Genomic DNA, 24,674 nt, shown 5'->3' with positions numbered 1-24,674 from the left:
GGAGTGGACGATGAGAAAGACAACGAAGAGCCCAAGCGAGAAGATCGTCAAAGACATCAAGCGCGCCACGCGCAAGCATTATTCCAGCGAAGAGAAGATCCGCATCGTGCTGGATGGATTGCGCGGTGAGGATAGCATCGCCGGACTGTGCCGCCGTGAAGGCATCTCACAGGGCATCTATTACAAATGTTCGAAGGATTTCATGGAAACCGGGAAGAAGCGGCTGGCTGGGGACACGGCGCGTGCCGCCAACACGGACGAAGTGAAGGAACTACGCCGCGAAGCAAAAGATCTCAAGGAGGTGGTTGCGGAACAGACGCTCGAACTGCGTCTTCTCAAAAAAAGCATGACAGGCGATGGGGGCGACCACGAATGAGATACCCCGCATCAGAGAAGTTGGAGATTATCCGGCTGGTCGAAGAAAGCCATCTGTCAGCGCGTCAGACACTGGCCAAGTTGGGCATTCCATATCGGTGGTACGATCGGTATCTGCAACGCGGTGAGGCTGGCCTTGCTGATCATTCTCCCCAGCCAAAACACGTCTGGAACCGCGTACCCGATGAGGTGAAGCGCAAAGTTGTCGACCTAGCGCTGCAAGAAACAGAGTTGTCGCCACGCGAGCTGGCTGTGACGTTCACGGATCAGGAACGCTACTTTGTGTCGGAATCCACAGTCTATCGCACACTCAAGGCACATGACCTAATCACCAGCCCAGCCTTCATCGTCCTAAAGGCTGCCAATGAGTTCCAGCACAAGACGACGGCCATCAATCAGCTTTGGGAAACAGACTTCACTTACATCAAAGTACTGGGGTGGGGTTGGTTCTACCTCAGTACGGTCCTCGACGATTACAGCCGCTATATTGTCTCTTGGAAGCTCTGCACCAATATGCGGGCTGAAGACGTGACGGACACGCCGGACCTCGCATTGCAGGCATCTGGCTGCGACCAAGTTCACGTCGTTCACAAGCCACGGCTACTCAGCGACAACGGCTCAAGCTACGTCTCCAGCGACTTGGCACAATGGTTGAAAGACAGGGGCATGAAGCACTCACGCGGTGCGCCGTATCATCCGCAAACCCAGGGCAAGATTGAGCGCTGGCACCAAACTCTCAAGAACCGCATCTTGTTGGAAAACTACTTCCTGCCGGGTGATCTTGAAGCCCAGATCGAAGCCTTCGTCGATCACTACAATCACCAGCGGTATCATGAGAGCATCAACAACGTCACACCCGCCGACGTCTACTTCGGACGCAACAAAGCCATTTTAAAGCAACGCGAAAGGATCAAGCAAAAGACACTCGAAGCGCGACGCTTGCATCACCGCCAGCACGCCGCATAACCAAACCAACAAGATGAGCCAAACTCTCTCTTAGTTTAGGCCGCCATTGGTTCCAAAAACCCTGACGATGGACAATCCGCACAATTCATGGTGTGGGCTTGCGGCTGGGAACATGTAAAGCGTGAAGGTTCCAGGCAAATGGCGTCCGTCCTTGGCACAATTGATCGCATCGGTTGTGGCAGTATTGATCATCCTGCCGTTCTTTGCCCTTGTGGCGGCACGGATCACCAGCAATCAGTTTGTCCGCGAGACGGAAGCATCCTTGCACGCGCAGGCCGCAATCTATGCCGCGCAGTTTGCCATTGCAGTTCAGGGCGCATCCGGCGCTGATCTGGATGGAGTGCGGATGAGCGCCCAGCAACGCGAAAGACTGTCGCAAGAGTGGCAGCCCGTTGAGGTAAAACTGACAACGCACAGCCGGTCTATCCTGCCACCGCGCCCTGATACGATGATACCTGAACATACCCCTAATGCGGTTTACCTGGAAGTTGGCACAGCATTGTCGGAACTTGCCGAACAGGCGCGCAAGACCACCTTGGTCGGAGTCATTGCCCTTGACCCCAATGGCACGATCATCGGCAAGTCAGGCAAGGAAACCGGCAGCCTTGGTCATGTCTCGGAAGTCCGGCGCGCCCTGCAGGGCGACATCGTTTCCGTCGCGCGCTGGCGCGAGGAAGAATATCGCAACCATTCGCTCAAATCGCTTAGCCGGGACACGCAGTTTCGGATTTACGTGGCGCATCCGGTTTTTGTTGCTGATCATATTGTGGGTGCCGTTTACCTGTCACGCACGCCCTCAAATTTGAATAAATACCTTTTTCAACAACGCCATACGTTCTTGTGGCTGACGATTGGCGTATTGGGTTCCGCCGCTTTGATTGGTGCGTTTCTCTGGCGGCTTCTGACCCGTCCAATACATCAGTTGCAGGCACAGGCGCATGACATTTCAACAGGAAAGGCCGAAACTCAACTACCTCAATATGGTGTAAGGGAATTGGCTGGATTGGGCCAAAGCCTGATCAACATGGGAGAAACGCTCAGCAAGAATGCCGCAGCGCTGCAAACCTACACCAAACATGCCACACACGAGCTAAAATCCCCCGTGACGTCGATCATGGGTGCGGCCGAGCTGTTAGAAGTTGACACCATCACAGATCAACGTCTGTACCGCGCTCGCCACGACTATCAAGTCCGACGCTGCGCGCATGAACCGGTTGTTGAACCGCATGCGCGAAATGGCCAAAGGGCAGAATGCGCCTGTTTCAACACCGACCACGCTGGAAACTCTGCAGCCCATTTTGGACGGAAAATTTGCGCATCTGACCATCGAGATAAGCGGCGATGTGTCTCAAACGTTGCCGCTCCCTCAAGACGCCGCCCTTATCTGCTTAGGTCACCTGCTAGAAAACGCCGCAGAACGTAACGCCAATCTGGTCAAAATCAATTTTGACGGCACAGGGCGCACGCTCCGTGTCCACGATAACGGCACCGGGATTTCCCCGGCAAATGCCCCCAAGGCCACAGTGCCATTTTTTACGACCAGACGGGAACAAGGGGGCACTGGGATGGGTTTGACAATCTGCACAGAGATCGTTGGGCAACACAGAGGGCACTTGGCAATTAGAGCTTGTGAAAAAGGTACTATGGTTCAGATGACCTTTTAACCGGAATGGAGCTTAGGGCCGAGTTGGTCAGGCCCTTGTTGTCCCATATTTCTGAAGAGAGAGTTTTCTTAAGAGATTGTAAGCAAGACACAAAAAGCACCCGCACTCAGCGTGCAACAACCTTGACCTTTGCGCGCGTTCTACGCAAACGGCCCATAAGAGACATTCATTGCAGTCAACGTCGCTGCGGCGCGGCTTCACCAGACCGGCCATTCGCTGCAAGCGCAAAAAATAGGGCCGTTCGAACTCACAGAATGCGGACGAAGTGTGAATTCGCTGCGATCGCCCCAAAGTCGGCAATCAGGTACACTTATTGGTGTCCTTAACTACACGTTTGAAAGCATTTGTAGTTAAGGTTGAAAACTGAAGACTGGAAGGCGAAAACTCTTAAGTTTTGACCAGCTAATAGGTCAGTCGCCATAAAGATAATCGGGAAGCCAAGTCGCCACGCCCGGTGCCACATACAAAATTGCGACGCCAAGACAGAGCAGAAAGAAAAACGGCATGGCGGCGAGCGCCACTTTGGGTAGGCTGTCTCCGGTTAAGCTTTGTAGCAGGAACAGGTTAAACCCAACAGGCGGCGTGATCTGGCTAAGCTCGATCATGATCACCAAGAAGATGCCAAACCAGATCGGATCTATACCTGCGGCAATGACAATCGGCATGGTGATTGGCAGGCTCATTACTGTAACCGACGTGCCATCCAGAAACAGGCCGAGAAAAATGTAAAACGCCATTAACAACATGATAAGTTGAAGTTCTGACGGGTTAAGCTGAACGATGATCTCGGCGATAGATTGAGGCAGGCGCACGTAGCTCATCGATGACGCAAGCACGGCGGCACAGACGACCAGACTGGTGATCATCGCAGAGACTTTTACAGCGCTGTTTAGCGATGTGTAAAACACATCCCAAGTCAGCTGACGTAGAGCCAGTGTGATAATCAAAGTTGCCGCCAGCCCGATTGCGGCCGCCTCGGATGGCGTTGCCAAACCCGAATAGATTGACCCGAGAATGATAAAGATCAGAACGATAACAGGTAGCAGCTTGAGGAATGCAGCCCCCATGTCACCCGCGGAATAGGTTTCGTGGCGTTTGGGCGCGATGTCCGGGTTAATGAGCGCACGAATGACGATATAGCTGCCGTAAAGAAACGCTATCATCAACCCCGGAAAGACGCCTGCCGCGAACAACCGTATAATCGAAACTTCAGCCATCACACCATAGATGATTAGGATGATTGAAGGCGGGATGAGCAGCCCCAATGTACCGGCACCGGCGAGTGATCCGATGGTTAAGGAACGGTCATAGCCGCGTCCGATTAGCTCGTTAACCGTGATCCGGCCCACTGTCGTTGTCGTCGCGGCGCTAGAGCCGGACACAGCAGCAAACATCGTCGAGCCCAGAACGCTGGTATGAAGCAAGCGGCCGGGAATGCGGTTGACGAATGGTGTCAAACCTTCAAACATCGCCACTGATAGTTTCGTTCTAAACAGCAACTCGCCCATCCAGATAAACAAAGGAATGGCCGAAAGCTCCCAAGACATCGAATTGCGCGCAATGATGGTTGCTGAAATCGTGCCCATTTTAAGCAGGCTAAAGTCGGAGATAACCCACTGGCTGACAAGTCCGACGATCAAAAGTGACGCCATGATCCAGATGCCGGATCCGAGGGTCACGATCACGAGGAACATGACAAATAAGCTGATTTGATAGGGATCCATGTGATGTATTCCTAGTCCAGATCTTCAGGAGCGTGGAGAGCTTTGGCCATCAACCCGGTGAGTTGAATGCAGAAAATCACTAGGCCAAAAACAAGAATGCTTTGCGGGATCCATAATGGTGTTTCCAAGATGGATAGAGATGTCGTTCCCCGCTCAAAGCTGCGAACGGTCTGGCGGATAAGATGAAATGTCAGAAAGCCGAAAACCAACAAAGTCGCCATCGCGTTGATGATCTCGACTGCAACGCGCAGCCAGCCTTTGAGCGGGAGTAACAGCAGGTTCACGCGCAAAAGAACTTTGTCATCAAGCGCGGCCCCAAGGCCAAGAAATGTCATCGCGGCGACTTCGTAGCCGACAAACTCATCAAGAATAAATGTGGAGGTTGACCAGAAGGCCCGCATGATGATTTCGACGAGAATATGCACGGCCATCAAGACGATTGCGACCATGCCTAATTGCGCTGCCAGATAAGAGAGACGGCTTGTAAAGGCGGTGTAGTTTGCTAGAAAACGGGTCAAGTCATGTCCTGTCAGCAAAGGTGGGGGGCGGGCCACATCAAAGACGCGGCCCACCAGATCGAGGGTTACTTGATTGCCGCTGCAAAGCTGTCAAGGATAGCTTCGCTGTTCTCGCCCATTTTGGCTTTCCATTGTTCCAACGCAACTGAGCTGGCTTTTGACAGGGCGTCCATCAGAGCCGGGTCTGCGTCCCGGTTCACGTTCACTTTCAACTCCGCCAGATCATCATATGTGTTGCTCAGGCGTTCTTCGAGCTTGGCCCAGATGAAAGTGGAAGTATCCGACGCGGCTTGCATCACAGCAGCTTGCTCGTCTTCGCTCAGGGCGTCGAATGCATCCTTGTTCATGTGAACGACATTCGCCGGGATCACATAGTCGACAGCTGTGTAATGAGGGAGGAACTCACCAAGTTTGATGTTTGTGCCACCCTCGGCCGATGAAACAACGGCATCAATTGCGCCTGCTGACAATTGCGGAACAACATCGCCCCAGCTGATTTCCAGCGGGTTCGCCCCGGCGTTTTTGAATGTCTGCATTGACGGCACATCGGCGACGCGGATTTTGAGGCCCTTCAAGTCTTCAGGTGAAGTTAGGGGCTCTTTCGTCCAGACGCCTGATGGTGGCCAAGGCGTGGTGAACAGGTAGATCTGGTTTGCCGCGCCGAACGCACGGTCATATTCTGGGCGCAGTACGGCCTCAAGTGTGAGGGCTTTGCTCTTGTCCGTCGCAAGGAACGGCATGGATGGCAAACTGAATACCGGATCAATACCGGCCAAACGGCCGATGAATGTATCGGCGATTTCGATCGCGCCATCTGCTGTAGCGTCAAAGTGATCTGCCGATTTGAACCCGAGCGAGCCGCCGGGGAAATAGTCGATCTTCACCGTGCCGCCGGTCAGCTCTTGAACCTTCTCAATAAAGTATTTGTCCGCAACAGCAGCAAACGTTGTGTCTTGATACTCATTGGCAAGGTTCAGCGTGGTTTCCGCAAAAGCTGGTGTCGTAAAGCTGGTTGCCGCAACAGCGGCAACAGCCGCCAGTTTGGTAAGTCGTACCATTATTTAGCTCCTAATTTCTGTTGGATTTTAGTTTTTGGTAGTGTTCGTAAGCAGCTACGGCGCGGATCTTTAGCAAGCTGGCTACGGTGTTCACACGCTCAGGCGTAAAGTGGCCCTGTTCGTGCAATATATTTATGGTTACCACCAATCTCCCGTTGATCAGGACAGGGTGGTTGACGATAGATGCGCAACCCAAGCTCTGGATTAGCGCGTGGTCGGCGAAGTCTTTTGTTATCGTAGCCATGTCATTGGCGACGTATGTTTGGTGATGGCGTATGACCGTGTCAAACCAATCGTTGTCTTGCAACATCACCCAACCAGACGCCGGATAGCTTTGCAGGTTGCTGGTGAACGAGCGACGGCCTTTCATGTCATCCTGCACGACATCCATGACGGTAAATAAACGCGCGCCAATGGTGTTTTCGACAAGTTCCTGCAAGGCTCCAAAGGCCTGTTCAGGCTTCACCGCTTTGGCCAGTGCCTTGTCAAACTCTGCTATGGCGTCAGGTTCGTTCATGCTTCCATGGCCACTTCGATTGTTTGCATTTCAGCCAGTGTTGCATGACAGCACTCGACAGTTTGTCTCACGATATCGTCCAACCACCTCGGGTCATCCGCGAACAGGGCATCGCGCAGGTTCGCTTTGATCTGACGGCCCTGAGGTGTGTGCAATTCGCCATGGTGACGCAGCCAGTTGTCGGCTCTCAAAGCGTTCAGCACTCGGTCAAAAGCATAGGTTCCAAACTCAAGGATTATCTTGATCGGAGGCAGCGGCGCTTCGGCACGGTCCAGAACATCACACACGAGGTTGCCGATCTTCTCCCATTCCGCCCCGGCAATGGCAGGTCGGTCCATCCGCATCACTTCCCCGAAACCATAGGGGCCGACGCCGGTATGGATATCAACGATGGCCAGTTGACTGGCTCCTTCGGACTGCGCTTTGATAATTCGCGTCAGGTTCTTGATTGTCCAGCTTTCTTCAAGCCCACCGTAAAACAAACCGTCCGGGTGGCTGTATTGTCCGCGCAAGACATCCTGGATCAGTGCCTGATCTCCTTTCTTGGTCACGTAGTCAGCGATGGTTCGCTCGGCTGCTGCTCGGCCACCTTCCCAATCATCAGGGCAAAGGGCGGCGTGCAGCGCGTTGTATTCGGGATTTTCCGGTAGGGTCGCAAAGCTCTTTGGCAGGTTGCGGTTAGGATCGACGTTGTTTTCATCTGTACGTGTCAGCCGAGCGCAGCCAACGGGGTTGACGGCATGTATCAGGACAACAGCAGTGTTCGTCGGCAAGTCTTCGGCGAAGATCTCCATCAGAGGCAGTTGGGCTCCTGATCCGGTTATCAACTCAGTGCCATGAACCCCGGAGGTAACGAAAAGAACTTTCGAGGCGGGCTTTGGCCCGATGCGCACCACATCAACAGCCGCTTCAGGCAAAAGCGGGTCCTGAAGGGGGTGAACGTAGGTTTGAATAGGCAAGCCAGCCGCATCAGCCGCACTGCGAAAGCGCTTACGGGCGATGTCATAAGTCGCGGAAAAGCTCTTAATGGATTCGGACATGGCAGCTCCTACTTTTCATTAAGATAGATAAGGGGAGCGCATATCATCAAATTATTTTATTTAATATAATATACGAAAATGTTATATTGAGATATGAAATTTCGCCAACTCGAAGCCTTCAGCCATATCATGATCACCGGCTCCATGGTGAGCGCCGCCGCCGAAATGAACGTCAGCCAACCTGCGGTGAGTCGACTGATTTCCGATCTTGAGGCCTACCTCAAGTTCAGCCTTTTCGAGCGCAAGCAGGGCGCTCTGATTCCCACTCCGGAAGGAACGCGTTTTTTTGAAAGTGTTGAGGAAAACTTCCTCGGGCTTGGGCGACTCGAAAAGGTTGCCGAGAATATTCGTGGAGACTCTGGTCAAATGTTGCGAGTGGCGGCAACCCATTCGTTGGCGGCAACGCTATTGCCCCCGGTGCTGGAACAGTTCAATCGGCGATTTCCGAAAACCCGGGTTGTGATCCACTCGCACCGCTTGTCACAACTTATCGTTCGGCTGCAAAACTCCTCTGTCGACATTGCTATCGCGGCGCAGTTGCCAAATCTGCGTGGCGCAGAACGAATTTCGCTTGGGAGCGCCCGTCAGGTTTGCGCCTTGCCGGCGGGACACCGTCTAGCGGAGCTGAAAACCATCAGTGCCCATGATCTGGCTGGCGAAACTATTCTCGGGATCATGCCCGACGGCCCGGCACGCTGGAGTGAGGCCTTCTCACAGATGCGTGCCGAGTCCATCGAGATCGTTGACAAATATGAGGTCGATACGGCCCACACGGCCTATTCGATTATCGCGCGCGGGTTGGCCGTCGGGATTCTTGAACCGTTCGGTGCGCGAATGTGGGAACAGTCCAATAAAGTGGTCTGCCGTCCCTATGTCCCCCAAATTGAAATGCAATACTATTACTCCGTAATGAAGCGCCGCCAGTACCGATCGGATCAGGCGAAGTTCCTTGAAATTCTCGAAACATACTGCGGTGCAACGCCCGAGTTCCAGAACGAACGCCACCTAACCTCTAGGTGAATCAGGAACTAACATGCAAAATGTCAAAACCGACAGCCGTCATTCGCCGCATCGCAAAGTATTGGCAAAAATGGGCTCTGAGCGGACATCTGACGCTTTCAATCAGGAGCACCTCACCGCTGATGGGATCAGAGGGCAGCTGTGCGGACATTGCCCCGTTTTTCGAATTTGAATATCCAAGCGGTTAGCCTATGGCTACAACCAAACCACCGAAAGGTAGTATGATCAAATTCTTTAGAGTGAGTGTGCTCCGACTGTCAGTTTTATACGTTGTGTTGGTACTCTTGAGCTTCGTGACATCTCTGTTGTTGCCTTCATTTCACGATGTGGCTCCAATAAGGAATGAGAGCTGTTACTGGACGAGTGCCATGGTAGGATTTGTCAAGTGCGGTCAGGATGTTATTGCTGGGTCGGTCAGAAGTTTCTTTTTTAACTTTTGGCTTTTTTTCATATATCTCCCAATGCTCTTGTCGTGGAAGACGATATTGGTTTATGCGCCTATTGTTGTCATCCTCAGCCGATTGAGATCAATTTTTCGAAATCGTTCAGCAAACGCAAGCTAAGTTGATTTCAAAGATCAGGTACTCGCGATTGTAAATCGGGCAAAATGGGCACCAAACGGTCATCCGACGATTTCAGTCAGGATGGATTGGCGTTCTTGAAACCTGAATGTCAGCTGTGCGGACGAAGTTGCCTTTCGCAATACTACGACGATAAAGTCACAGACTGCCAAAGCACCGTTGCATCTCGCCCCCCAGTTCGACGGCAATTTCTTTGGGTGACTTCCCAAACTCAGATTTAGTTGTCGGATTCGCCCCAGACTTCAAAAGCGCTTCCACAACTTTAATGTTTTCTTGGCTTACGGCGACATGAAGCGGCGTTTCTGACATGTCTCCAACGGCGTTCACGTCAGCGCCTGCCTCGATAAGTAACAGTGCTCCGTAGGTATTTCTCCGCCAAAGCATTACATGCAATGGGGTATCACCATCGCAGTCTCTGCTATCGATGCTAACGGAAGCTTCACCCATTTCGGCAGGGAACAAGGTGTCGGAACATGAAGAAAGGAGTTGATCCAAGGTCTCTCTGGATTTAAATTTTTTTGACATTTTTCTTCCCGAGAATATCTTCTTCTGTGCTCCAATAATACACCAGAATTCCGCATTTCTGACGAGAAACATCAAGTCAATTTGGGCTCGAAGCGGTCATCCGATGATTTTAGTCAGGATGGATTAGCGTTCTTGAAACCTCAATGTCGGCTGTGCGAGACAAAAACGACAATTCGCAGCGCTTACTCCAATGACCGCAATTGACGATTCATCTGTGCTGAGACCATCTTATGCGATGGCCTATTCTAAAGGTTCTTTGCAATAGCGGCAGTTTTGGCTTTCAAGCGTCAATCCGATGACGAAGCTTAGATGTTTCTAACCAATCCCCTCTGCCAGTAGATCAAAAACCACGCGAATTCTCAGATTTGTCTTAAGCTCGCGGTGGGCCACCAGCCATGTCCCGATACTGATCGGCTCAAACGCCGAAGAAGGGTTTTCGAGTTCTGGGTAATCAGCCCCGATTTCGACTGGAAGGATGCCGACCCCAAAACCTTGCCGGACAAGTTCGAGCGTTAGTGTGACACTCGACGTCGAAAAATTGAAATTTGCGGTCGTCAGATTCACGCCACGTGATGCCATCAAGCCAAGTCGCTGTTCTGGTTGGTCGAAACCGACAAACGTCAATTTCTCAAGATCAGCCAGCGACTCGGGGCGGCCAACTTCGTCAAGGTACTCCTTTGACGCAAAAAGATGTGCCTTCGTGTCGCGAAGCCGTTTTGCAAACAGGGTTTCGTCTTTGGGTCGACTGTGACGGATTGCAATGTCCGCTTCTCGACGGCGTAAATCGCTCAACTCATTTGATGCAATAATCTCAATCTGAAGGTCTGGCGCGGTTTTACGCAGTTTCTTGAGGATAGGCGGCAGATAAAACGTCGCCATCCCGTTTGTAGCCGAAATCAACACATGCCCAGTCACAGCTTGCGATTGGCCCGTCGCAGCAAGGGATATGCTGGTTGCTGCATCGCCCATCGTCCTAAAATGCGCCAGCAATTCTAAGCCTGGTTGTGTCAGCAAAAGTGCGCGCGATGTCCGCTCAAAAAGGACCACACCAAGCGCCTCTTCAAGGCTCGAGACCTGTCGGCTCAGCGTTGGTTGTGTCAACCCAAGCGCACGCGCAGCGGCGGACAGCGATCCTTCTTCAGCGGTGACGAGAAACGCCCGCGCTTGGTTCCAGTCGAAGGCTGATCGTTTCCACTCCATTATTCTCGTATACCAAACCAAGAGAGATACGCAATTTCGTATTGGCAAGCCGCGATCTATGTTCTGCCTGTGATGAACCTAAGGCAGCAAAAAATGACGACTCCAGAAAACAATAACCTCATTCCATCGCACACCCGTGCCATGGAAAAGGCAATTCCCATGACGACTCGTCGCATCGGCTCTTGGGAGGTTCTCATAAGCAGACGCCCGCTCTCTACAACGGACCTAGCCAGCCGCTACGACGCGGCTTCGGGTAAATGGGCGCGGACGGAGCGTCGTTTTCGGTTGAATACCGCATATTGCGAACCCCTTTTGACCTCTCAGGTTGTCATAGATCTTATGCAGGTTGCGCCACAGGCGCGGGTCCTTGATTGCGGCGTCGGAAATGGGAGCCTTTCGATTGCGCTTAGTAGCCTGATGAAGGGTCCGGTGGATTTCCATGCAATTGATACCTCTACTGAAATGCTTGCGCAGGCCAAGTCTGTGATGCAGCACGCCGGGCTGGACCCGCACCTTCAACAGGCCGATGTTTTGTCATTGCCCTATAAGGATCAGTCTTTTGACGTTGTTATGGCCGCGCATGTCCTTGAGCATCTACCGGATCCGCAACGTGCCCTCGCAGAGATGGTTCGAGTTCTAAAGCCAGGTGGGACGGTGTTCCTTTGCGTCACACGCCCCTCACTTTTCGGCGCACTCATCCAACTTTTGTGGCGCACTTGGGCGATCACTGAGCAAGAGGGCATCGCGTGGCTGCACGCATCCCAGCTTGTCGATGTCGGATACCAACCGGTTCGGCTCGGCTCAGCGGGCCTTGCGAGCACTGCCTTTTGGGCACGGCGGTCACGATGATTACCGCAAATCGAAAAGCCCAAAGACTTCGCTTAGGAAAATCCGAGTGGGTCGTCTTTGGCGTCATCTTTGTATATTCGTTCATTCCTGGCTTTGGTGGTTTGATCCGAGTTCTGGAACTTGCAGGCGGACCTCAAATTGCACCGGCAAACCCTCGGGCTTTGTTCACCCCAACGCCCATCATTCTCCACACCATGAGCGCTTTTCTGTTCTGTATCGTCGGTGCGGTTCAGTTCTTGCCAAGCATCCGACGCCAGCGTCCGGCCGCGCATCGCAGCATCGGGCGGGTGATCGTGGTAGCAGGATGTATGTCTGCCATCACAGGTTTGTGGATGACGCATTTTTATGTCTTTCCGGAGGCGCTTCAGGGAGCCGCGCTGTACTGGGTGCGGGTGGTTCTGGGCACGGCAATGATCGGGCTCATCATCTGGGCCGTGATCGCAATCAGATCCCGTAACGTTTTCCAACACAGCGCGTCTATCGTGCGGGCCTATGCCATCGGTCAGGGTGCCTCGACGCAAGCCGTTTTGGGCATTGCCTGGCTCATCGCTGTTGGCTCTGAAGCAATGGGACCCCTGCGTGACGGGCTGATGATTTTCGCATGGGTGATCAATCTGGTCGCTGCAGAAATCTTCATACACGCAATGCTGAGGCCGCCAAAGCGTCGGCAAAAGCACTCGCTACAACCTTCTATCCGGCGTTCCACACCAAGAAATGAGACTTGAAATGACGTACCAAAATGGCAATCCCTGTCTTCTTTTTGTCGATCCTTTGGGTCTTCATCATCCTGAATTTCTTTGTACGCGATATTCATGAATTGGGCCGTCCAGGCATGTTGGAACAGATGATGTCCGGTACAATTGACGGGGTCGCGATAACTGAAGTGTTGATGCTGTTAGGCGGGATCATGATTGAGATTCCGATCTTGGTGACGATCCTCGCGTTGCTTCTGCCACATGGGATGAATAGATGGGCGAACATTGGTTTTGGCCTTTTGACGATGGTCATGATCGTGGCGATGAACCTCAAACCCGACCTCGACAACGTCTTTTTCATGAGTGTTCAATTTATCGCCCTAATAGCCGCCGTTGGGATCGCATGGAAGTGGCGGGCGTCTGAAGGGATAGATGCAATACCAACATAAATGCGATTCGTTCGACAACATCTCTAAGAACTCTTAGCTGTCATGAATGCATAGTGCAGCATCAGTCGAAAAGGGCTCTCCCCCGCCATCGGAGGCGTCGCAGCATTCCCGACTAAGGCACCAATTTGCCGATCATGGACGGCCCATAGCCGACCTTTATAAAGGCTTTGGAATGCTGCGATTGCAGCCCGCATTGCCGACGTTCGCTACAATTGCGAGAATGCGCCGCGTGTTCCACTGACATCCGATGTGAGTTGCCTCTTGCCTTGTAGCACCCAATGCATACGATCAAAGCCATTGTATTAACGGCTATGGTAAGAAGTTTTGGAAGTATGGGTTGAGTTCACAGACAACAACCGGCGGATTTCACCGGATTCCGTGGAAGTGCACTCCGGAACTTTAGTTCAATGGCGCTTCAAGGCCGACTCGGTTGCAGCCAAGCACCTGCGTTGGACCGTTTACTTTGAAACCGGTAACCCCTTCAGATTTTCTCGTGATTCCGCACCTGACGCAATCGGACGACTTGAGTTTGCCAGCGAGACACTATCCAGTCCTGACGGGCAACACGTCGGGGTTTCCACTACTGTCACGGCCGACAAACCAGGCCACTATAAGTACGGAGTTCGGCTTGAGGCCGTTGATGACGAAGAAGAGCTTGGTGACGAAGATCCCACACTAATCGTTTTGGCGATAGCCAAATAGATGCCGTACAACATAGAAGTTACGTGCCTTGGGACAGACCAGTATGCACTTTTGGAAAGAGCAGCCGCTGGCTTAAATGGGCGATTGTATACTTGACAAACCCACGTGAGATTCCTATCTATAAGTCATAGAGTTAGAGGAAACCATCATGTCTGTTCTGTCCGCCCCCTACATGCACGACGAAGCCGCTGCATTTGAGCATGTTGAATCCATGCTTTGGTCTGATGGACCAGTCTGCCCTCACTGTGGCGTTGTTGACTGCGCATACAAGCTGGTTGGCGTCCGTACCAAGGCCAGCAAAAAGAACCCCGAAGGCAAAGAGCGCCACGGCCTGTGGAAGTGCCGCGAGTGCCGCAAGCAATTCACCGTGCGCAAAGGTACAATCTTCGAAGAAAGCCACCTGCCTCTGCACCTGTGGCTGCAAGCCATTCACCTGATGGTATCCAGCAAAAAGGGTATCAGCAGCCACCAACTGCACCGCGTTCTGGGCATCACCTACAAAAGCGCGTGGTTCCTGACGCATCGCATTCGCGAATGTATGCGCGGCAACGCTCTTGCTGGCTTTGGCGGCGGTGGCGGCATTGTTGAGGTAGACGAGACATTCATCGGCAACGAACCCGGCGTTAAAAAGCACCCCAAAGCGCGCGGCGGCTCTCACAAGATGAAGCTGCTGACCCTTGTGGACCGCGACACAAAGCAAGCCAAATCTATCGTTGTTGATGATCTGACAAAGGCAACGCTTATCCCGCTCCTGCAAGAGAACATCGCCAAGGAAGCCTACGTAATGACGGACGAAGCGCGCCAGTATCAGGATATCGGCGCTGGCCGCGTGTTTGATGCCCACGGCTGGACCACGCACAGCGAAGGAGAGTACGTGAACCCAGACGACAACGAGATGCACACCAACACGGTAGAGGGCTTCTACAGCGTGTTCAAGCGCGGCATGAAGGGTGACTACCAGCACTGTGGTAAGCAGCACTTGCACCGCTACGCCGCTGAGTTTGACTTCCGTTACAACAATCGCATTGCAAATGGCGTGGATGATGTCCAGCGCGGTCAGGTCGCGTTGAAGTCTGTAGTTGGCAAGCGCCTCACATATCGACGGACTAACGAAGCCATCCAACACTAAATCTTGATGAATTCACTTTTCTAGTGACAGATTCTACAAGATGTGCGAAGATTCATTGCGTGGGATACGTCGGGACCACCTCTTGCGGTTGCCTTAATTGAGCATGTTGCGGGCCATCAAACGGTTGTACAGTGGATTACAGCCTATCGTTGTTAGTCAAAGAGAGGCCGAGGCCCACGCGCCCTACAAATGGGTATATCCAAAATGTTTGAAGATGATCTTCTGATCGGCAGATAAGCTTAACTCGTTTGGATTGGTTGGTTGCAATGCCAGGCCAAAATCAGCAACGACATTTCTCTCCTTCGCCATGATAGGTGCCAGTGCTTTTGCGTGTCGGGTTTCCCACCTTCTGCCGCTGGTTTCTACAGACTGATAGAAAGCGCTGGCGACAATATCTGCCAGCTGTAAGCCCGCGTTCTGCTCATGAGGAACATCGCTGACTAGGTCATATCTGAGTACTTGGTGCCTAATCTCTCGCTTGTTAAGTAAGGTCGTCCCGCCAGCGGCTTGGCGTTTCAATAGCTCCCAATATGCTTTGGTTTGCCCATAACTATGCCTACCCCGTTGACTAAAAACGACCCGAAGTGGTCGAGCCTCATCGAAGTGTTTTAGCGAGTCTTTCAGACACAATTCAGTTGCTCTCTCCATCAGCAATCTGGTGCAGTAGTTGTAAAACCATTGCTTACCGCCCCTAATAGCGGCCCTGCTGTTTTGATGGCCCTTCATGTTGGCTTTGTGCGAACATAGAACGAAAGCTTTTACGGGAAGCCCTGCGAGGTAGGCGCAAGCCACGTCCTTTTTACTGGGGCTAAGCTTTCGATAGTGAAGTGCCGGACCCTGCGTTGCGTCAATGTTCTGGCGTAGCTCTCTAACCCAATCCACCACTTCCGCTTCATAGTTAGATCTTGTTAAAAAGCCGCCTATGCATAGCCACTCACTCGCGCCATTGGGGTCAATGGGCTTGACCTTCGTTAAGCCATCATCGCCAGCTTCATCTATATAGAGTATGTATTCATAAGGTTTTGACAAAATGGACATTCGATATGAAAACACCTGACGCCAAAAAGAGTCAACTAGAACGCTTTAAGGAAGCCGCGACACAACTAGAAGCGGACGACGACGAAGCGAAGTTCAACGAAAAGCTGGGCAAGCTGGTGAAGCAGAAGCCGGAAGATAAGGACAGCAAATGCGAGGACTAGCCCTTATTGCAATGGTTGGTGCGGTCTTTGCCGCATCCCCGTCAGATGCGCAAGAAATTGCCCAAGAGAAGTGCTGGTACAGCAGTTCTAGCTTCTCACCCGGATCGACGTTTCGTGCGTCTGACAAGGTTATGGTATGCACTAAGGAGTTTACCTGGGAACCCGTAGAGGGTGGCAAGTCATCAGGTTGCATCTGGGAGGATAAGATATTCGGCCCCGGCGCTGTTGCGGGCGGCAATCATGAAATTAAGGTTGTCTGCACAGAGGCAGGATCGTGGAAGCGCGTTTCAGACTAACGGGTTTGTCAAATATACAATCGCCTAATTTTGATACGCTTCATGGTCTGTTTCCATATCCGGCAAGGAAGGGAGGGAAACGGCGGCATACGAAGAGGGGCAGGAAAAATGAAATCGCATGTCTCTGGTGCCGCTCCCGATGGGGAGGCAGATCAGGAAGCCCGTATGAGGCGGATATGGCGATGTGTTTTCATGTCCAGAACAGACACCGTTTTTGAAGGTGGGGTCAAGGGTGCCTCCCTACTCGCACTGGTCAAAAAGAAACCGCCAACCCTCTCGGATCGGCGATTCTTGCATCTAGCAATTTCAATGCCTTAGCAGGCAGTGGAAGAAATAGACCTGATAAGTGGCAGACAATTTGGCCAAAGTGGCTCTCAATTGCCTGTCTTTTCACAACAACAGTCACATAAAACACATCACCCACATTTCGAATACCCACACGACCCGCAGGTCATGCAGCCTTCAACCATGCGCAGATCGAACTGGCCGCAGCTAGAACAGGCTTTGCCGCGTGGGGCGTCCATACCGACAACCTTGGCTTGAGGGTCGGCTTTCAACCCCATACCCTCGCCTGCGATGAACCCTGTTGCAATCAGATGCTGTTCGATCACGCCACCGATGGCCGCCAGAATAGAGGGGATATATTTGCCCCCCATCCAGGCCCCGCCGCGCGGATCGAAAACCGCTTTCAACTCTTCCACAACAAAGGACACATCCCCGCCCCGGCGGAAGACGGCGGAAATCATCCGCGTCAGGGCCACGGTCCAGGCGAAATGCTCCATGTTTTTGGAGTTGATGAACACCTCGAAAGGCCGACGGTGACCGTTCAGCACAATATCGTTAATGGTGATGTAAAGCGCATGCTCGCTGTCGGGCCATTTGACCTTATAGGTATTGCCTTCTAGCTCTTCAGGGCGGTCCAGCGGTTCGGACAAAAAGACAACCTCGCCCCCCTCGGGCACCGGCACGGGCTTGTCTGCTTTGGTGTCTTCAGAAACCGACAGAACCGATCCGGTCACATCATTGGGGCGGTAAGTGGTACAGCCTTTGCAGCCAGTATCCCATGCCTCCATATAGACCTCTTTGAAATCATCAAAGCTGATGTCTTCCGGGCAGTTTATTGTCTTGGAAATGCTTGAATCCACCCATTTTTGGGCGGCGGCCTGCATTTTGACATGTTCCAGCGGCGGCAGGGTCTGGGCATTGACGAAATAGTCGGGCAACGGCGCGTCCCCCTTCAATTCCCGCCACAGCTGCACAGCGTAATCCACCACTTCCTCTTCGGTGCGGGTGCCGTCCTTTTGCAGGACCTTGCGGGTGTAGGCATAGGCGAAGACCGGTTCGATGCCCGAGCTGACGTTGCCCGCATAGAGGCTGATCGTGCCGGTAGGCGCGATTGAGGTCAAAAGCGCGTTGCGGATGCCGTGTTCGCGGATGGCATCACGCACATCATCATCCATCTGCGCCATGGTGCCCGAGGCCAGATAGGCCTCTGCATCGAACAACGGGAATGCGCCCTTTTCCTTGGCAAGATCGACGGAGGCAAGATAGGCCGCCCGCGCAATGGCTTTCATCCAGGCTTCGGTTTGTGCCGCCGCCTCGTCTGAACCGTAACGCTGGCCAACCATCAGCAAGGCATCAGCCAGCCCGGTCACACCAAGGCCAATGCGGCGCTTGGCCTGTGCTTCGCGTTCCTGTTCCGGCAGCGGAAACTTTGACACATCCACCACATTATCCATCATCCGCACGGCGGTAGCGACCAGATCTTGCAGGGCCGCCTCATCCAGATGGGCATCAGCCTCAAATGGCTTTGCAACCATCCGCGCCATGTTGATCGACCCCAGCAGACAGGCACCATAGGGCGGCAGGGGCTGTTCCCCGCAGGGGTTCGTTGCAGCGATGGTTTCGCAATAGTTCAGATTGTTCGCCGCGTTGATCCGATCGATAAAAATCACCCCGGGCTCGGCGTAGCTATAGGTGGCCTGCATGATGGTATCCCACAGAACACGCGCCTCAACGGTGCGATAGACCTTGCCATCAAACACCAGATCCCAGGACCCATCCGCCTTGACCGCTTCCATAAACGGATCGGTGATCAGCACGGACATATTGAACATCCGCAACCGGGCCGGATCGGACTTGGCGGCGATAAAATCCTCAACGTCAGGGTGATCACAACGCATGGTCGCCATCATCGCCCCGCGGCGCGAACCGGCAGACATGATGGTGCGGCACATAGCGTCCCAGACATCCATAAACGACAGCGGGCCTGAGGCATCTGCCGACACGCCCAGAACATCCGCCCCCTTGGGCCGGATCGTGCTGAAATCATAGCCGATGCCGCCGCCCTGTTGCATGGTCAATGCCGCCTCTTTCAGCATGTCGAAAATCCCGCCCATGCTGTCGGGCACTGTGCCCATCACAAAACAATTGAACAGGGTCACGCGACGGGCGGTCCCTGCCCCTGCGGTGATGCGACCGGCGGGCAGATATTTGAAATCCTCCAGGGCTTCGAAGAATTTACCTTCCCAATGATCCGGCTTGTCCTCAACCTGTGCCAGGTCACGGGCGATGCGGCGCCATGTATCCTCGACCGTCATATCGCGCGGGGTACCATCGGCCTGTTTGAAACGGTATTTCATGTCCCAAATTTGTTCGGCGATGGGGGCGGCAAAGCGGGTCATGAGGCAGTCTTTCTAAGCTGGGAAGCGTGCTGAGATATTAGCATAGGCACGCGCAAGGGATTCGGAAACGGCAAAAGGGAAGGTCACTGGGGATGATGTTGAAGACGACACGCCCACCATATATTGTGGATGCGAGCCGATCAACAACAACATAGGGGAATTTACGATTTTCTAACACTTGTGGTCCGCTTCAGGAAATGCGACAGAAAGACATGCGTAAAACCGTTAACCTGATCAAACTCTCCGTCGGGACCGAAAGCGTCGAAGGTCTGGCCGATTGGCATGCCACCAAGCAGGCGCAGACCGCTGACGGGTTGCCCCGTCACGTGACACGAATGTGGCCAAAACGCGAGGCCGAAATTCTGAATGGCGGGTCGATTTATTGGGTGATCAAAGGGGCGATCCAATGCCGTCAGGTGATCAAACGGCTGGACGAGGTGATCGGGGATGACGGCATACGCCGCTGCGCCATTGTGCTGGAACCGAAATTGATCCGCACGCAATCCAGCCTGAAACGCCCGTTTCAGGGCTGGCGCTATCTGACACCGGAAGATGCACCAATGGACCTGCCCGACGGGCGTGAGGAAGAAGAAGCCCTGCCCGTCGAATTAAATCAGGCGCTGGCAGAGATTGGTGTGCTGTAAGCGCGACATTGTCCCATCAGGTCAATCGCGCCAGCATCTTCTCCATCACGGCAGCCTCATCATCATCCGTTTCCGCAGTCCGGCTGCGCCATAGCGTCGCTTGCGATTGCAGGACCAAGGCATCGCTAATCACCTTCAAATGATTGGCCCGCAGGGTCTCACCGCTTGACGTGATATCAGCGATCGCCTCTGCCGTTTCATTTGCAACCGTACCTTCGGTGGCACCCTGACTGTCGATCAGCGCATAATCTGCAACGCCATGGGCCTGTAGAAACTCGCGCACCAGTCGGTGATATTTTGTCGCGATCCGCATCCGGTGCCCATGGGTGGCACGAAACGCCGCTGCCGCCGCATCCAGATCGTCCAGTGTATCCACATCAACCCAACAATGCGGCACGGCAATAATCAGATCCGCATGGCCAAAGCCCAAAGGCTCGACCGGTTCGACCAGTTGCTCCCAAAGCGCCAGCTTTTCCTGAATCAAATCGGTACCAGTCACGCCAAGATGAATGCGCCCCGCCGCCAGTTCGCGCGGAATCTCACCCGCGGACAACAGGATCAGGTTCACGCCCTCGATCCCGTCAACACGTCCGGCATATTCACGTTCTGACCCCGTACGTTCCAACGTGATCCCGCGCGCGCCGAACCATTCAAACGTCTTTTCCATCAGCCGCCCCTTGGAGGGCACACCCAGTTTGAGCGTCATGTCGCGCCCTCCAGTTCCAGCATCAAATCGGGACGCATCACGCCACCCACCGCAGGGATTTCGCCACCCTGCCCCAGTTGGCGCGTCAAGGCATCATAGCGCCCGCCGCTGGCGATTGCCGGCAGATCAGGGCGACCATCCGCGCGGAACCCGAAGACGAACCCGTCGTAGTATTCCATCGACGCGCGGCCAAAGCTGGCCTGAAATTGCAGGTTTTGCGTATCGACACCCCGTGCCGCCAGCGCGGTTTCACGGGCAGCAACACGGTCTACCGCATCGGTGATCTGTGGCAAATCAACGCAAAGATCGTAGAGCCGCTCCAATGCGCCAGGCATGGTCCCTTTAAGATCAAGCAGCACCGCGATCAGGTCCACTTCCTGTGCGGAAACCGGGGCGGCTCTTGCATCGGCCCGAAGTGCGGCAATGCGCTGCTGAATCTCGGTTTCTGTGCGTTTGCCAATCGAGGGCGCATCTGTTTCGACCTTGCCTGCCAAAAGGGCCGCACGGCTTGCTGGCATCGGCGAACGCCCGGCGAAACGGTCCAGCAGTTGACGAAACCGCTTGGGCCGCCAGATGTGGCGCATCAGGGCATTCTTGCGCGCCTTGGTGGTTTTCAGCGCAGAGACCGCAGCCATCAGCACCCCGATGTCACCGGTCACCGGGGTCACAGGCAAGCCGCGCAGCGCCTCTGCGATCAGGGCAAACACCTCTGCATCCGCTGCCGCTGGCCCCTCGCGGTCAAACACCTCGTATCCGACCTGCACGAACTCATTGGCGCGGCTGGCATTGCTTTCCTGGCGGCGAAACACCTCACCGGCATAGGTATAGCGCGCCGGTTCCGCCCCATGCGCCATATGCATCTGCACCACAGGTACCGTAAAATCCGGTCGCAGCATCTGTTCGCCGCGCAGCGCATCCGAAGTGACATAAGCGCGTCCACGAATATCCTCGCCGTAAAGGTCCAGCAGGGTATCCGCCGGTTGCAGGATCGGCGGTTCGACCAAAGCGGCACCCTGCGCCTCGAACATGCCGCGCAATTCGGTGGCGCGGGCCAGCGTTTCAGAGCGTGTCGGCATCAGCTTTGCGAGTCCAGAATGTCGCGCACCTTAGCGACCAGTTGATCGCGCGGGACCTCGTATTGGCTGGGCAGTTCCTTGTATTCTTCCAGCGTCGCCCCCTCGGCCATCTGTGCCCCAAGGATCAGATCCTTGATCTGGATCACGCCTTTCTCATATTCATCCCCGCCTTCGATCACCGCCACGGGTGATCCGCGTTTGTCTGCGTATTTCAACTGGTTGCCAAAGTTCTTGGGGTTACCCAGATAGACTTCGGCGCGGATGCCTGCTTGACGCAGCTCCGCAACCATCGCCTGATAATCCGCCATCCGCGCCTTATCCATAACGGTGACGACAACAGGGCCGTCCGCCGTTTTGTCCAAACGTCCCTTGGCATCCAGCGCCGCCAGCAAGCGGTCGACGCCGATGGATACCCCCGTCGCGGGCACTTCCTGTCCGGTGAAGCGTTTGACCAGATCGTCATACCGCCCGCCGCCCGCCACAGAACCGAAGTTGCGGGTGCGGCCCTTGTCGTCCTTGATTTCGAAGGTGAGTTCCGCCTCGAAAACGGGACCGGTGTAATAGCCAAGGCCGCGCACAACGGAGGGATCAATTTCAATCCGGTCCGGCCCGTATCCGCCAGCTGACATCAGGTCTGAAATCAGCTCAAGCTCGTCAACGCCTTCCGCGCCCACCTTGGAGTCTGCAACCAATTCGCGCAGGCGTGCAACCGTTTCGGCACCGCTGTCGCGTTTGGCCTGCATGAACCCCATCACCACATCCGCCTGAGCCCCATTCAACCCGGCACCCTTGGTAAAGTCGCCACTCTCATCCTTACGGCCCTCACCCAGCAAGGCGCGTACACCGTCAGTCCCCAAGCGGTCCAGCTTGTCAATCGCACGCAGCACGATGCCGCGCTCGGCCTCTTTGTCGTCACCTGACAGGCCGGCAACTTCCATCACGCCGTTCAACACTTTGCGATTGTTCACCCGCACAATGTAATCGCCGCGCTCGATCCCGACCTCCTCGAGGCAATCCGCCAGCATCGCACAAATCTCGGCATCTGCCGCCACGCTCGACGCGCCAACCGTATCGGCGTCACACTGATAGAACTGGCGAAACCGCCCCGGGCCGGGCTTTTCATTGCGCCAGACCGGCCCCATCGCATAGCGGCGATAAGGTTTCGGCAGATCGTTCTGGTGCTGCGCATAGACCCGGGCCAAGGGGGCCGTCAGATCATAACGCAGGGCCAGCCAGTCACCGGGTTTGTCGCTGTCTGCATCCTCTTGCCACGCAAACACACCCTCGTTTGGGCGGTCCACATCAGGCAGAAACTTGCCCAGCGCCTGCACGGTTTCCACACCGGAGCTTTCCAGAGCATCAAAACCATAGCGATGATAGACAGCAGCGATTTTGCCCAGCATTTCGGTGCGATGGGTGACCTCTGCGCCGAAATAGTCGCGAAACCCCTTTGGGGTCTCTGCCTTGGGGCGGGGGGACTTTTTTTGCTTGGCCATGGGGCACCTCTGGGGCAATCAGGAGTTGCTGCGCGTCTAGCCGATGGGGCGGCGCGGGGCAAGGTACCCACCCGCCCCTGCCCCCTTCCGACGGCATAAAACCCGTGCTATAGCGCTTTCGGAAAGACCTGAAACACCCAACGCTGCCTGAAATCAGAGATTTCAACGCGTTAGATGATCCCACGTGCCTCAGGTATTTCAAGAAGTGCTTTAAAGGCCCCGATATGGAAAAGCTCGAAGAACAGATTGCCCATCTGACCCGCGCGGTCGACGACCTGAGCGATATCGTGACGCGTCAGGAAGGCGAAATCACGCATCTAAACCGGCGTGTGCATATGCTGATGCAGCGCGAGGGAGAGCGTGAAGCCTCCTCTGGCGGTGCGGTGGTGATGGGGGACGAGCGGCCGCCGCATTATTGAACGAAATACAGGCCAAGGGGTTCGGTTTCTTTAAAAGAAACCAGCCGGAATTTTCAAAAATTCCGGCCCCTTTTCAACCGTTGGATTTTATTTCGCTGGCAACCACTTCGCCGCCATGGATCAACTGCTCTGACCAACGGGTGTTGTCGTTCAGCCGCTCATAGGCGTTCACAAACAGGGTTTCCCGTTCAAGCTTTTTCATTTTTGATCCGCATGGTTTGCCCTTGCGCACGCCGCAGACCCGTCCCTTGACCTTTTCATAGGCTTTGTCAGTCGCCCCAAAGGCCAGATGCTGACCGGCGGGGCCATAATGCAGCTGTTCGTAAAACGACGGCTCCCCCAACAGTACATGTGCGGCGGTGATCTGTCGCGGACAGCCATCGTCAAATCCGGTGATATAGAATGTGCGCATTCCTGCGGCATTGGGTTGGGAATCATATAGGGCATAGCCACTGCTGCGAGCGGCATCCACCTTGCGGCCCAATGGCTGGCGTTTTGCTGCGCAATTGCGCGCAATCACACCGTAGGGCAGCACCGTACCATAATCGACTTCCGGCAGGTTGCTTTCAGCAGCTTGCGCGGATGCGCCACCTGCGGTCAGCCGCGAAAATAATCCGCGCCGTTCGGGGCGGGCAGGAAGTTCCTCTGGCTCTGGCGACAATGCTGCCAGCTCCACCGTCGCTTCTGGCGCGGCGGCTGCGGCTTCGGCAGATTTTGCGTTCTCAAACGCATCTGCCGAAAGGGTGCGCTTTGCGCCCCCCGTTGCGGGTTTTCGAGCAGGCACAGCGCGGCGCAACAGGCCAAACAATCCGCCTTGCGGGGCAGGTTCAGCCCCCACCGCTTCCTCAGCGGCTTGGCTGCTGGCACGTGTTGTATCGGACAGGGCTGCGCCCTCTACAGGCGTTTCGGAAGACGCGGCGGCATCAGTACCGAAAAACCCCTCGCGCGCAATTTCTTCATCACTGGGAAGAGCTTGGGCCGTTGCGTCCGTTTCGGCAAGATCCACATCAGAGATGCGCATGACACCAGCCAACGGATCGCCGCAAGCGGACAAAACCAGCAAAAGACCAAGTGATACACCAAATTTGCGCACGACTACCCCACACCCTGAACCGCTTACATCGTTAACAGATTATTCAGAT

At 54.4% G+C, this 24,674-nt stretch carries 26 protein-coding genes; 13 read left to right on the top strand and 13 right to left on the bottom strand.

Features of this window, described 5'->3' with window-relative positions; translation table 11 throughout:
• Nucleotides 1-10: 10 nt before the first annotated feature.
• The 3 genes from QQL78_RS02175 to QQL78_RS21660 all read left to right on the top strand — a co-directional run bounded on the left by QQL78_RS02175 (nucleotide 11) and on the right by QQL78_RS21660 (nucleotide 3,005).
• A protein-coding gene (locus QQL78_RS02175; RefSeq protein WP_386258853.1) for an IS3 family transposase occupies nucleotides 11-1,341 on the top strand; the annotation gives its coding sequence in 2 pieces (ribosomal slippage) (nucleotides 11-338 and nucleotides 338-1,341; 1,332 coding nt in all).
• 151 nt (nucleotides 1,342-1,492) lie between these two features.
• Nucleotides 1,493-2,764 carry a HAMP domain-containing protein gene (locus QQL78_RS02170; protein ID WP_284370111.1) on the top strand — a complete coding sequence of 424 codons (1,272 nt, stop codon included), beginning with the start codon at nucleotides 1,493-1,495 and terminating at the stop codon, nucleotides 2,762-2,764.
• Complete coding sequence (locus tag QQL78_RS21660; protein ID WP_386258852.1) at nucleotides 2,685-3,005, top strand: ATP-binding protein; 321 nt, start codon at nucleotides 2,685-2,687, stop codon at nucleotides 3,003-3,005. The genes QQL78_RS02170 and QQL78_RS21660 overlap by 80 nt, the downstream gene beginning before the upstream one ends.
• Nucleotides 3,006-3,415: 410 nt before the next feature.
• Here QQL78_RS21660 and QQL78_RS02165 read toward each other — a convergent pair whose 3' ends face one another.
• From QQL78_RS02165 to QQL78_RS02145, 5 genes are all read right to left on the bottom strand, one after another.
• The gene (locus tag QQL78_RS02165; protein WP_284370109.1) at nucleotides 3,416-4,729 is read right to left on the bottom strand and encodes a TRAP transporter large permease; all 1,314 of its coding nucleotides are present in this window, start codon (nucleotides 4,727-4,729) and stop codon (nucleotides 3,416-3,418) included.
• An 11-nt stretch (nucleotides 4,730-4,740) separates the two neighbouring features.
• On the bottom strand, nucleotides 4,741-5,247 hold the full coding sequence (locus QQL78_RS02160) for a TRAP transporter small permease subunit (protein ID WP_284370107.1): 507 nt from the start codon (nucleotides 5,245-5,247) through the stop codon (nucleotides 4,741-4,743).
• Between the two features lie 65 nt (nucleotides 5,248-5,312).
• Nucleotides 5,313-6,305 carry a TRAP transporter substrate-binding protein gene (locus QQL78_RS02155; protein WP_284370105.1) on the bottom strand — a complete coding sequence of 331 codons (993 nt, stop codon included), beginning with the start codon at nucleotides 6,303-6,305 and terminating at the stop codon, nucleotides 5,313-5,315.
• Between the two features lie 10 nt (nucleotides 6,306-6,315).
• Nucleotides 6,316-6,822, bottom strand: a complete 507-nt coding sequence (locus tag QQL78_RS02150) for a GAF domain-containing protein (protein ID WP_284370103.1) — start codon at nucleotides 6,820-6,822, stop codon at nucleotides 6,316-6,318.
• A complete protein-coding gene (locus tag QQL78_RS02145) occupies nucleotides 6,819-7,862 on the bottom strand; it encodes a DUF2817 domain-containing protein (RefSeq protein ID WP_284370101.1) in 1,044 nt (347 codons plus the stop codon). Before QQL78_RS02145 ends, QQL78_RS02150 begins: the two co-directional genes overlap by 4 nt.
• 93 nt (nucleotides 7,863-7,955) lie before the next feature.
• On the opposite strand from QQL78_RS02145, the gene QQL78_RS02140 reads away from it, so the two are divergent.
• Both QQL78_RS02140 and QQL78_RS02135 read left to right on the top strand, forming a co-directional pair.
• The gene (locus QQL78_RS02140) at nucleotides 7,956-8,882 is read left to right on the top strand and encodes a LysR family transcriptional regulator (RefSeq protein WP_284370099.1); all 927 of its coding nucleotides are present in this window, start codon (nucleotides 7,956-7,958) and stop codon (nucleotides 8,880-8,882) included.
• Between the two features lie 20 nt (nucleotides 8,883-8,902).
• A complete protein-coding gene (locus tag QQL78_RS02135) occupies nucleotides 8,903-9,070 on the top strand; it encodes a hypothetical protein (protein ID WP_284370097.1) in 168 nt (55 codons plus the stop codon).
• 531 nt (nucleotides 9,071-9,601) lie between these two features.
• Here the strand turns inward: QQL78_RS02135 and QQL78_RS02130 are convergent.
• Both QQL78_RS02130 and QQL78_RS02125 read right to left on the bottom strand, forming a co-directional pair.
• Nucleotides 9,602-10,060: an ankyrin repeat domain-containing protein gene (locus QQL78_RS02130; RefSeq protein WP_284370095.1), complete on the bottom strand. Its 459-nt coding sequence runs from the start codon at nucleotides 10,058-10,060 to the stop codon at nucleotides 9,602-9,604.
• Nucleotides 10,061-10,303: 243 nt separating this feature from the next.
• Nucleotides 10,304-11,188 carry a LysR family transcriptional regulator gene (locus QQL78_RS02125; protein WP_284370093.1) on the bottom strand — a complete coding sequence of 295 codons (885 nt, stop codon included), beginning with the start codon at nucleotides 11,186-11,188 and terminating at the stop codon, nucleotides 10,304-10,306.
• 93 nt (nucleotides 11,189-11,281) lie between these two features.
• Between QQL78_RS02125 and QQL78_RS02120 the strand changes: the two genes are divergently transcribed.
• The 5 genes from QQL78_RS02120 (at nucleotide 11,282) to QQL78_RS02100 (ending at nucleotide 15,012) form a co-directional block, all read left to right on the top strand.
• Nucleotides 11,282-12,037 (top strand): class I SAM-dependent methyltransferase, encoded by a 756-nt coding sequence (locus QQL78_RS02120; RefSeq protein ID WP_284370091.1) that lies wholly within the window; start codon nucleotides 11,282-11,284, stop codon nucleotides 12,035-12,037.
• Entirely contained in the window at nucleotides 12,034-12,762 is a 729-nt protein-coding gene (locus QQL78_RS02115; protein ID WP_284370090.1) for a DUF2306 domain-containing protein, read from the top strand. Before QQL78_RS02120 ends, QQL78_RS02115 begins: the two co-directional genes overlap by 4 nt.
• Nucleotides 12,763-12,776: 14 nt before the next feature.
• Nucleotides 12,777-13,181: a DUF6326 family protein gene (locus tag QQL78_RS02110; protein ID WP_284370088.1), complete on the top strand. Its 405-nt coding sequence runs from the start codon at nucleotides 12,777-12,779 to the stop codon at nucleotides 13,179-13,181.
• 324 nt (nucleotides 13,182-13,505) lie between these two features.
• Nucleotides 13,506-13,883 carry a hypothetical protein gene (locus QQL78_RS02105; protein ID WP_284370086.1) on the top strand — a complete coding sequence of 126 codons (378 nt, stop codon included), beginning with the start codon at nucleotides 13,506-13,508 and terminating at the stop codon, nucleotides 13,881-13,883.
• Nucleotides 13,884-14,031: 148 nt separating this feature from the next.
• Entirely contained in the window at nucleotides 14,032-15,012 is a 981-nt protein-coding gene (locus QQL78_RS02100; RefSeq protein ID WP_284370084.1) for an IS1595 family transposase, read from the top strand.
• Between the two features lie 183 nt (nucleotides 15,013-15,195).
• On the opposite strand, the gene QQL78_RS02095 is transcribed toward QQL78_RS02100, so the two are convergent.
• Nucleotides 15,196-16,050: a DUF3800 domain-containing protein gene (locus QQL78_RS02095; protein WP_284370082.1), complete on the bottom strand. Its 855-nt coding sequence runs from the start codon at nucleotides 16,048-16,050 to the stop codon at nucleotides 15,196-15,198.
• Between the two features lie 5 nt (nucleotides 16,051-16,055).
• Between QQL78_RS02095 and QQL78_RS02090 the strand changes: the two genes are divergently transcribed.
• On the top strand, nucleotides 16,056-16,211 hold the full coding sequence (locus QQL78_RS02090; protein WP_284370080.1) for a hypothetical protein: 156 nt from the start codon (nucleotides 16,056-16,058) through the stop codon (nucleotides 16,209-16,211).
• A 712-nt stretch (nucleotides 16,212-16,923) separates the two neighbouring features.
• Here the strand turns inward: QQL78_RS02090 and QQL78_RS02085 are convergent.
• Nucleotides 16,924-19,191: an adenosylcobalamin-dependent ribonucleoside-diphosphate reductase gene (locus tag QQL78_RS02085; protein WP_284370078.1), complete on the bottom strand. Its 2,268-nt coding sequence runs from the start codon at nucleotides 19,189-19,191 to the stop codon at nucleotides 16,924-16,926.
• Between the two features lie 212 nt (nucleotides 19,192-19,403).
• Here QQL78_RS02085 and QQL78_RS02080 point away from each other — a divergent pair, with 212 nt between their 5' ends.
• Complete coding sequence (locus QQL78_RS02080; protein ID WP_284370076.1) at nucleotides 19,404-19,835, top strand: DUF1489 family protein; 432 nt, start codon at nucleotides 19,404-19,406, stop codon at nucleotides 19,833-19,835.
• A gap of 16 nt (nucleotides 19,836-19,851) precedes the next feature.
• On the opposite strand, the gene hisG is transcribed toward QQL78_RS02080, so the two are convergent.
• From hisG to hisS, 3 genes are read right to left on the bottom strand one after another with little or no spacing between them, the layout of a single operon-like run.
• The gene (gene hisG / locus QQL78_RS02075; protein ID WP_284370074.1) at nucleotides 19,852-20,541 is read right to left on the bottom strand and encodes an ATP phosphoribosyltransferase; all 690 of its coding nucleotides are present in this window, start codon (nucleotides 20,539-20,541) and stop codon (nucleotides 19,852-19,854) included.
• A complete protein-coding gene (locus QQL78_RS02070; protein WP_284370072.1) occupies nucleotides 20,538-21,617 on the bottom strand; it encodes an ATP phosphoribosyltransferase regulatory subunit in 1,080 nt (359 codons plus the stop codon). The genes hisG and QQL78_RS02070 overlap by 4 nt, the downstream gene beginning before the upstream one ends.
• Nucleotides 21,617-23,113 carry a histidine--tRNA ligase gene (gene hisS / locus QQL78_RS02065; protein ID WP_284370070.1) on the bottom strand — a complete coding sequence of 499 codons (1,497 nt, stop codon included), beginning with the start codon at nucleotides 23,111-23,113 and terminating at the stop codon, nucleotides 21,617-21,619. The genes QQL78_RS02070 and hisS overlap by 1 nt, the downstream gene beginning before the upstream one ends.
• A gap of 224 nt (nucleotides 23,114-23,337) precedes the next feature.
• On the opposite strand from hisS, the gene QQL78_RS02060 reads away from it, so the two are divergent.
• Nucleotides 23,338-23,532 (top strand): SlyX family protein, encoded by a 195-nt coding sequence (locus tag QQL78_RS02060; protein ID WP_284370068.1) that lies wholly within the window; start codon nucleotides 23,338-23,340, stop codon nucleotides 23,530-23,532.
• 73 nt (nucleotides 23,533-23,605) lie between these two features.
• On the opposite strand, the gene QQL78_RS02055 is transcribed toward QQL78_RS02060, so the two are convergent.
• Nucleotides 23,606-24,625, bottom strand: coding sequence for a hypothetical protein (locus QQL78_RS02055; protein WP_284370066.1), 1,020 nt, complete (start codon nucleotides 24,623-24,625; stop codon nucleotides 23,606-23,608).
• Nucleotides 24,626-24,674 lie beyond the last annotated feature (49 nt).

The sequence above is a fragment of the Sulfitobacter pacificus genome, assembly GCF_030159975.1.
Lineage (GTDB): Bacteria > Pseudomonadota > Alphaproteobacteria > Rhodobacterales > Rhodobacteraceae > Sulfitobacter > Sulfitobacter pacificus.
The sequence above is the reverse complement of the archived record's forward strand: the minus strand, read 5'-3'. Positions and strand labels throughout refer to the sequence as shown.

What these genes read in the sequence shown, in the direction of transcription:
- QQL78_RS02125 (WP_284370093.1), bottom strand. Translation starts at nt 11,188, where the DNA reads ATGGAGTGGAAACGATCAGCCTTCGACTGGAACCAAGCGCGGGCGTTT.
- QQL78_RS02165 (WP_284370109.1), bottom strand. Translation starts at nt 4,729, where the DNA reads ATGGATCCCTATCAAATCAGCTTATTTGTCATGTTCCTCGTGATCGTG.
- QQL78_RS02090 (WP_284370080.1), top strand. Translation starts at nt 16,056, where the DNA reads ATGAAAACACCTGACGCCAAAAAGAGTCAACTAGAACGCTTTAAGGAA.
- QQL78_RS02145 (WP_284370101.1), bottom strand. Translation starts at nt 7,862, where the DNA reads ATGTCCGAATCCATTAAGAGCTTTTCCGCGACTTATGACATCGCCCGT.
- QQL78_RS02095 (WP_284370082.1), bottom strand. Translation starts at nt 16,050, where the DNA reads ATGTCCATTTTGTCAAAACCTTATGAATACATACTCTATATAGATGAA.
- QQL78_RS02115 (WP_284370090.1), top strand. Translation starts at nt 12,034, where the DNA reads ATGATTACCGCAAATCGAAAAGCCCAAAGACTTCGCTTAGGAAAATCC.
- QQL78_RS02155 (WP_284370105.1), bottom strand. Translation starts at nt 6,305, where the DNA reads ATGGTACGACTTACCAAACTGGCGGCTGTTGCCGCTGTTGCGGCAACC.
- QQL78_RS02060 (WP_284370068.1), top strand. Translation starts at nt 23,338, where the DNA reads ATGGAAAAGCTCGAAGAACAGATTGCCCATCTGACCCGCGCGGTCGAC.
- QQL78_RS02150 (WP_284370103.1), bottom strand. Translation starts at nt 6,822, where the DNA reads ATGAACGAACCTGACGCCATAGCAGAGTTTGACAAGGCACTGGCCAAA.
- QQL78_RS02140 (WP_284370099.1), top strand. Translation starts at nt 7,956, where the DNA reads ATGAAATTTCGCCAACTCGAAGCCTTCAGCCATATCATGATCACCGGC.
- QQL78_RS02135 (WP_284370097.1), top strand. Translation starts at nt 8,903, where the DNA reads ATGTCAAAACCGACAGCCGTCATTCGCCGCATCGCAAAGTATTGGCAA.
- QQL78_RS02070 (WP_284370072.1), bottom strand. Translation starts at nt 21,617, where the DNA reads ATGCCGACACGCTCTGAAACGCTGGCCCGCGCCACCGAATTGCGCGGC.
- QQL78_RS02100 (WP_284370084.1), top strand. Translation starts at nt 14,032, where the DNA reads ATGTCTGTTCTGTCCGCCCCCTACATGCACGACGAAGCCGCTGCATTT.
- QQL78_RS02110 (WP_284370088.1), top strand. Translation starts at nt 12,777, where the DNA reads ATGGCAATCCCTGTCTTCTTTTTGTCGATCCTTTGGGTCTTCATCATC.
- QQL78_RS02120 (WP_284370091.1), top strand. Translation starts at nt 11,282, where the DNA reads ATGACGACTCCAGAAAACAATAACCTCATTCCATCGCACACCCGTGCC.
- QQL78_RS02085 (WP_284370078.1), bottom strand. Translation starts at nt 19,191, where the DNA reads ATGACCCGCTTTGCCGCCCCCATCGCCGAACAAATTTGGGACATGAAA.
- hisS (WP_284370070.1), bottom strand. Translation starts at nt 23,113, where the DNA reads ATGGCCAAGCAAAAAAAGTCCCCCCGCCCCAAGGCAGAGACCCCAAAG.
- hisG (WP_284370074.1), bottom strand. Translation starts at nt 20,541, where the DNA reads ATGACGCTCAAACTGGGTGTGCCCTCCAAGGGGCGGCTGATGGAAAAG.
- QQL78_RS02130 (WP_284370095.1), bottom strand. Translation starts at nt 10,060, where the DNA reads ATGTTTCTCGTCAGAAATGCGGAATTCTGGTGTATTATTGGAGCACAG.
- QQL78_RS02080 (WP_284370076.1), top strand. Translation starts at nt 19,404, where the DNA reads ATGCGTAAAACCGTTAACCTGATCAAACTCTCCGTCGGGACCGAAAGC.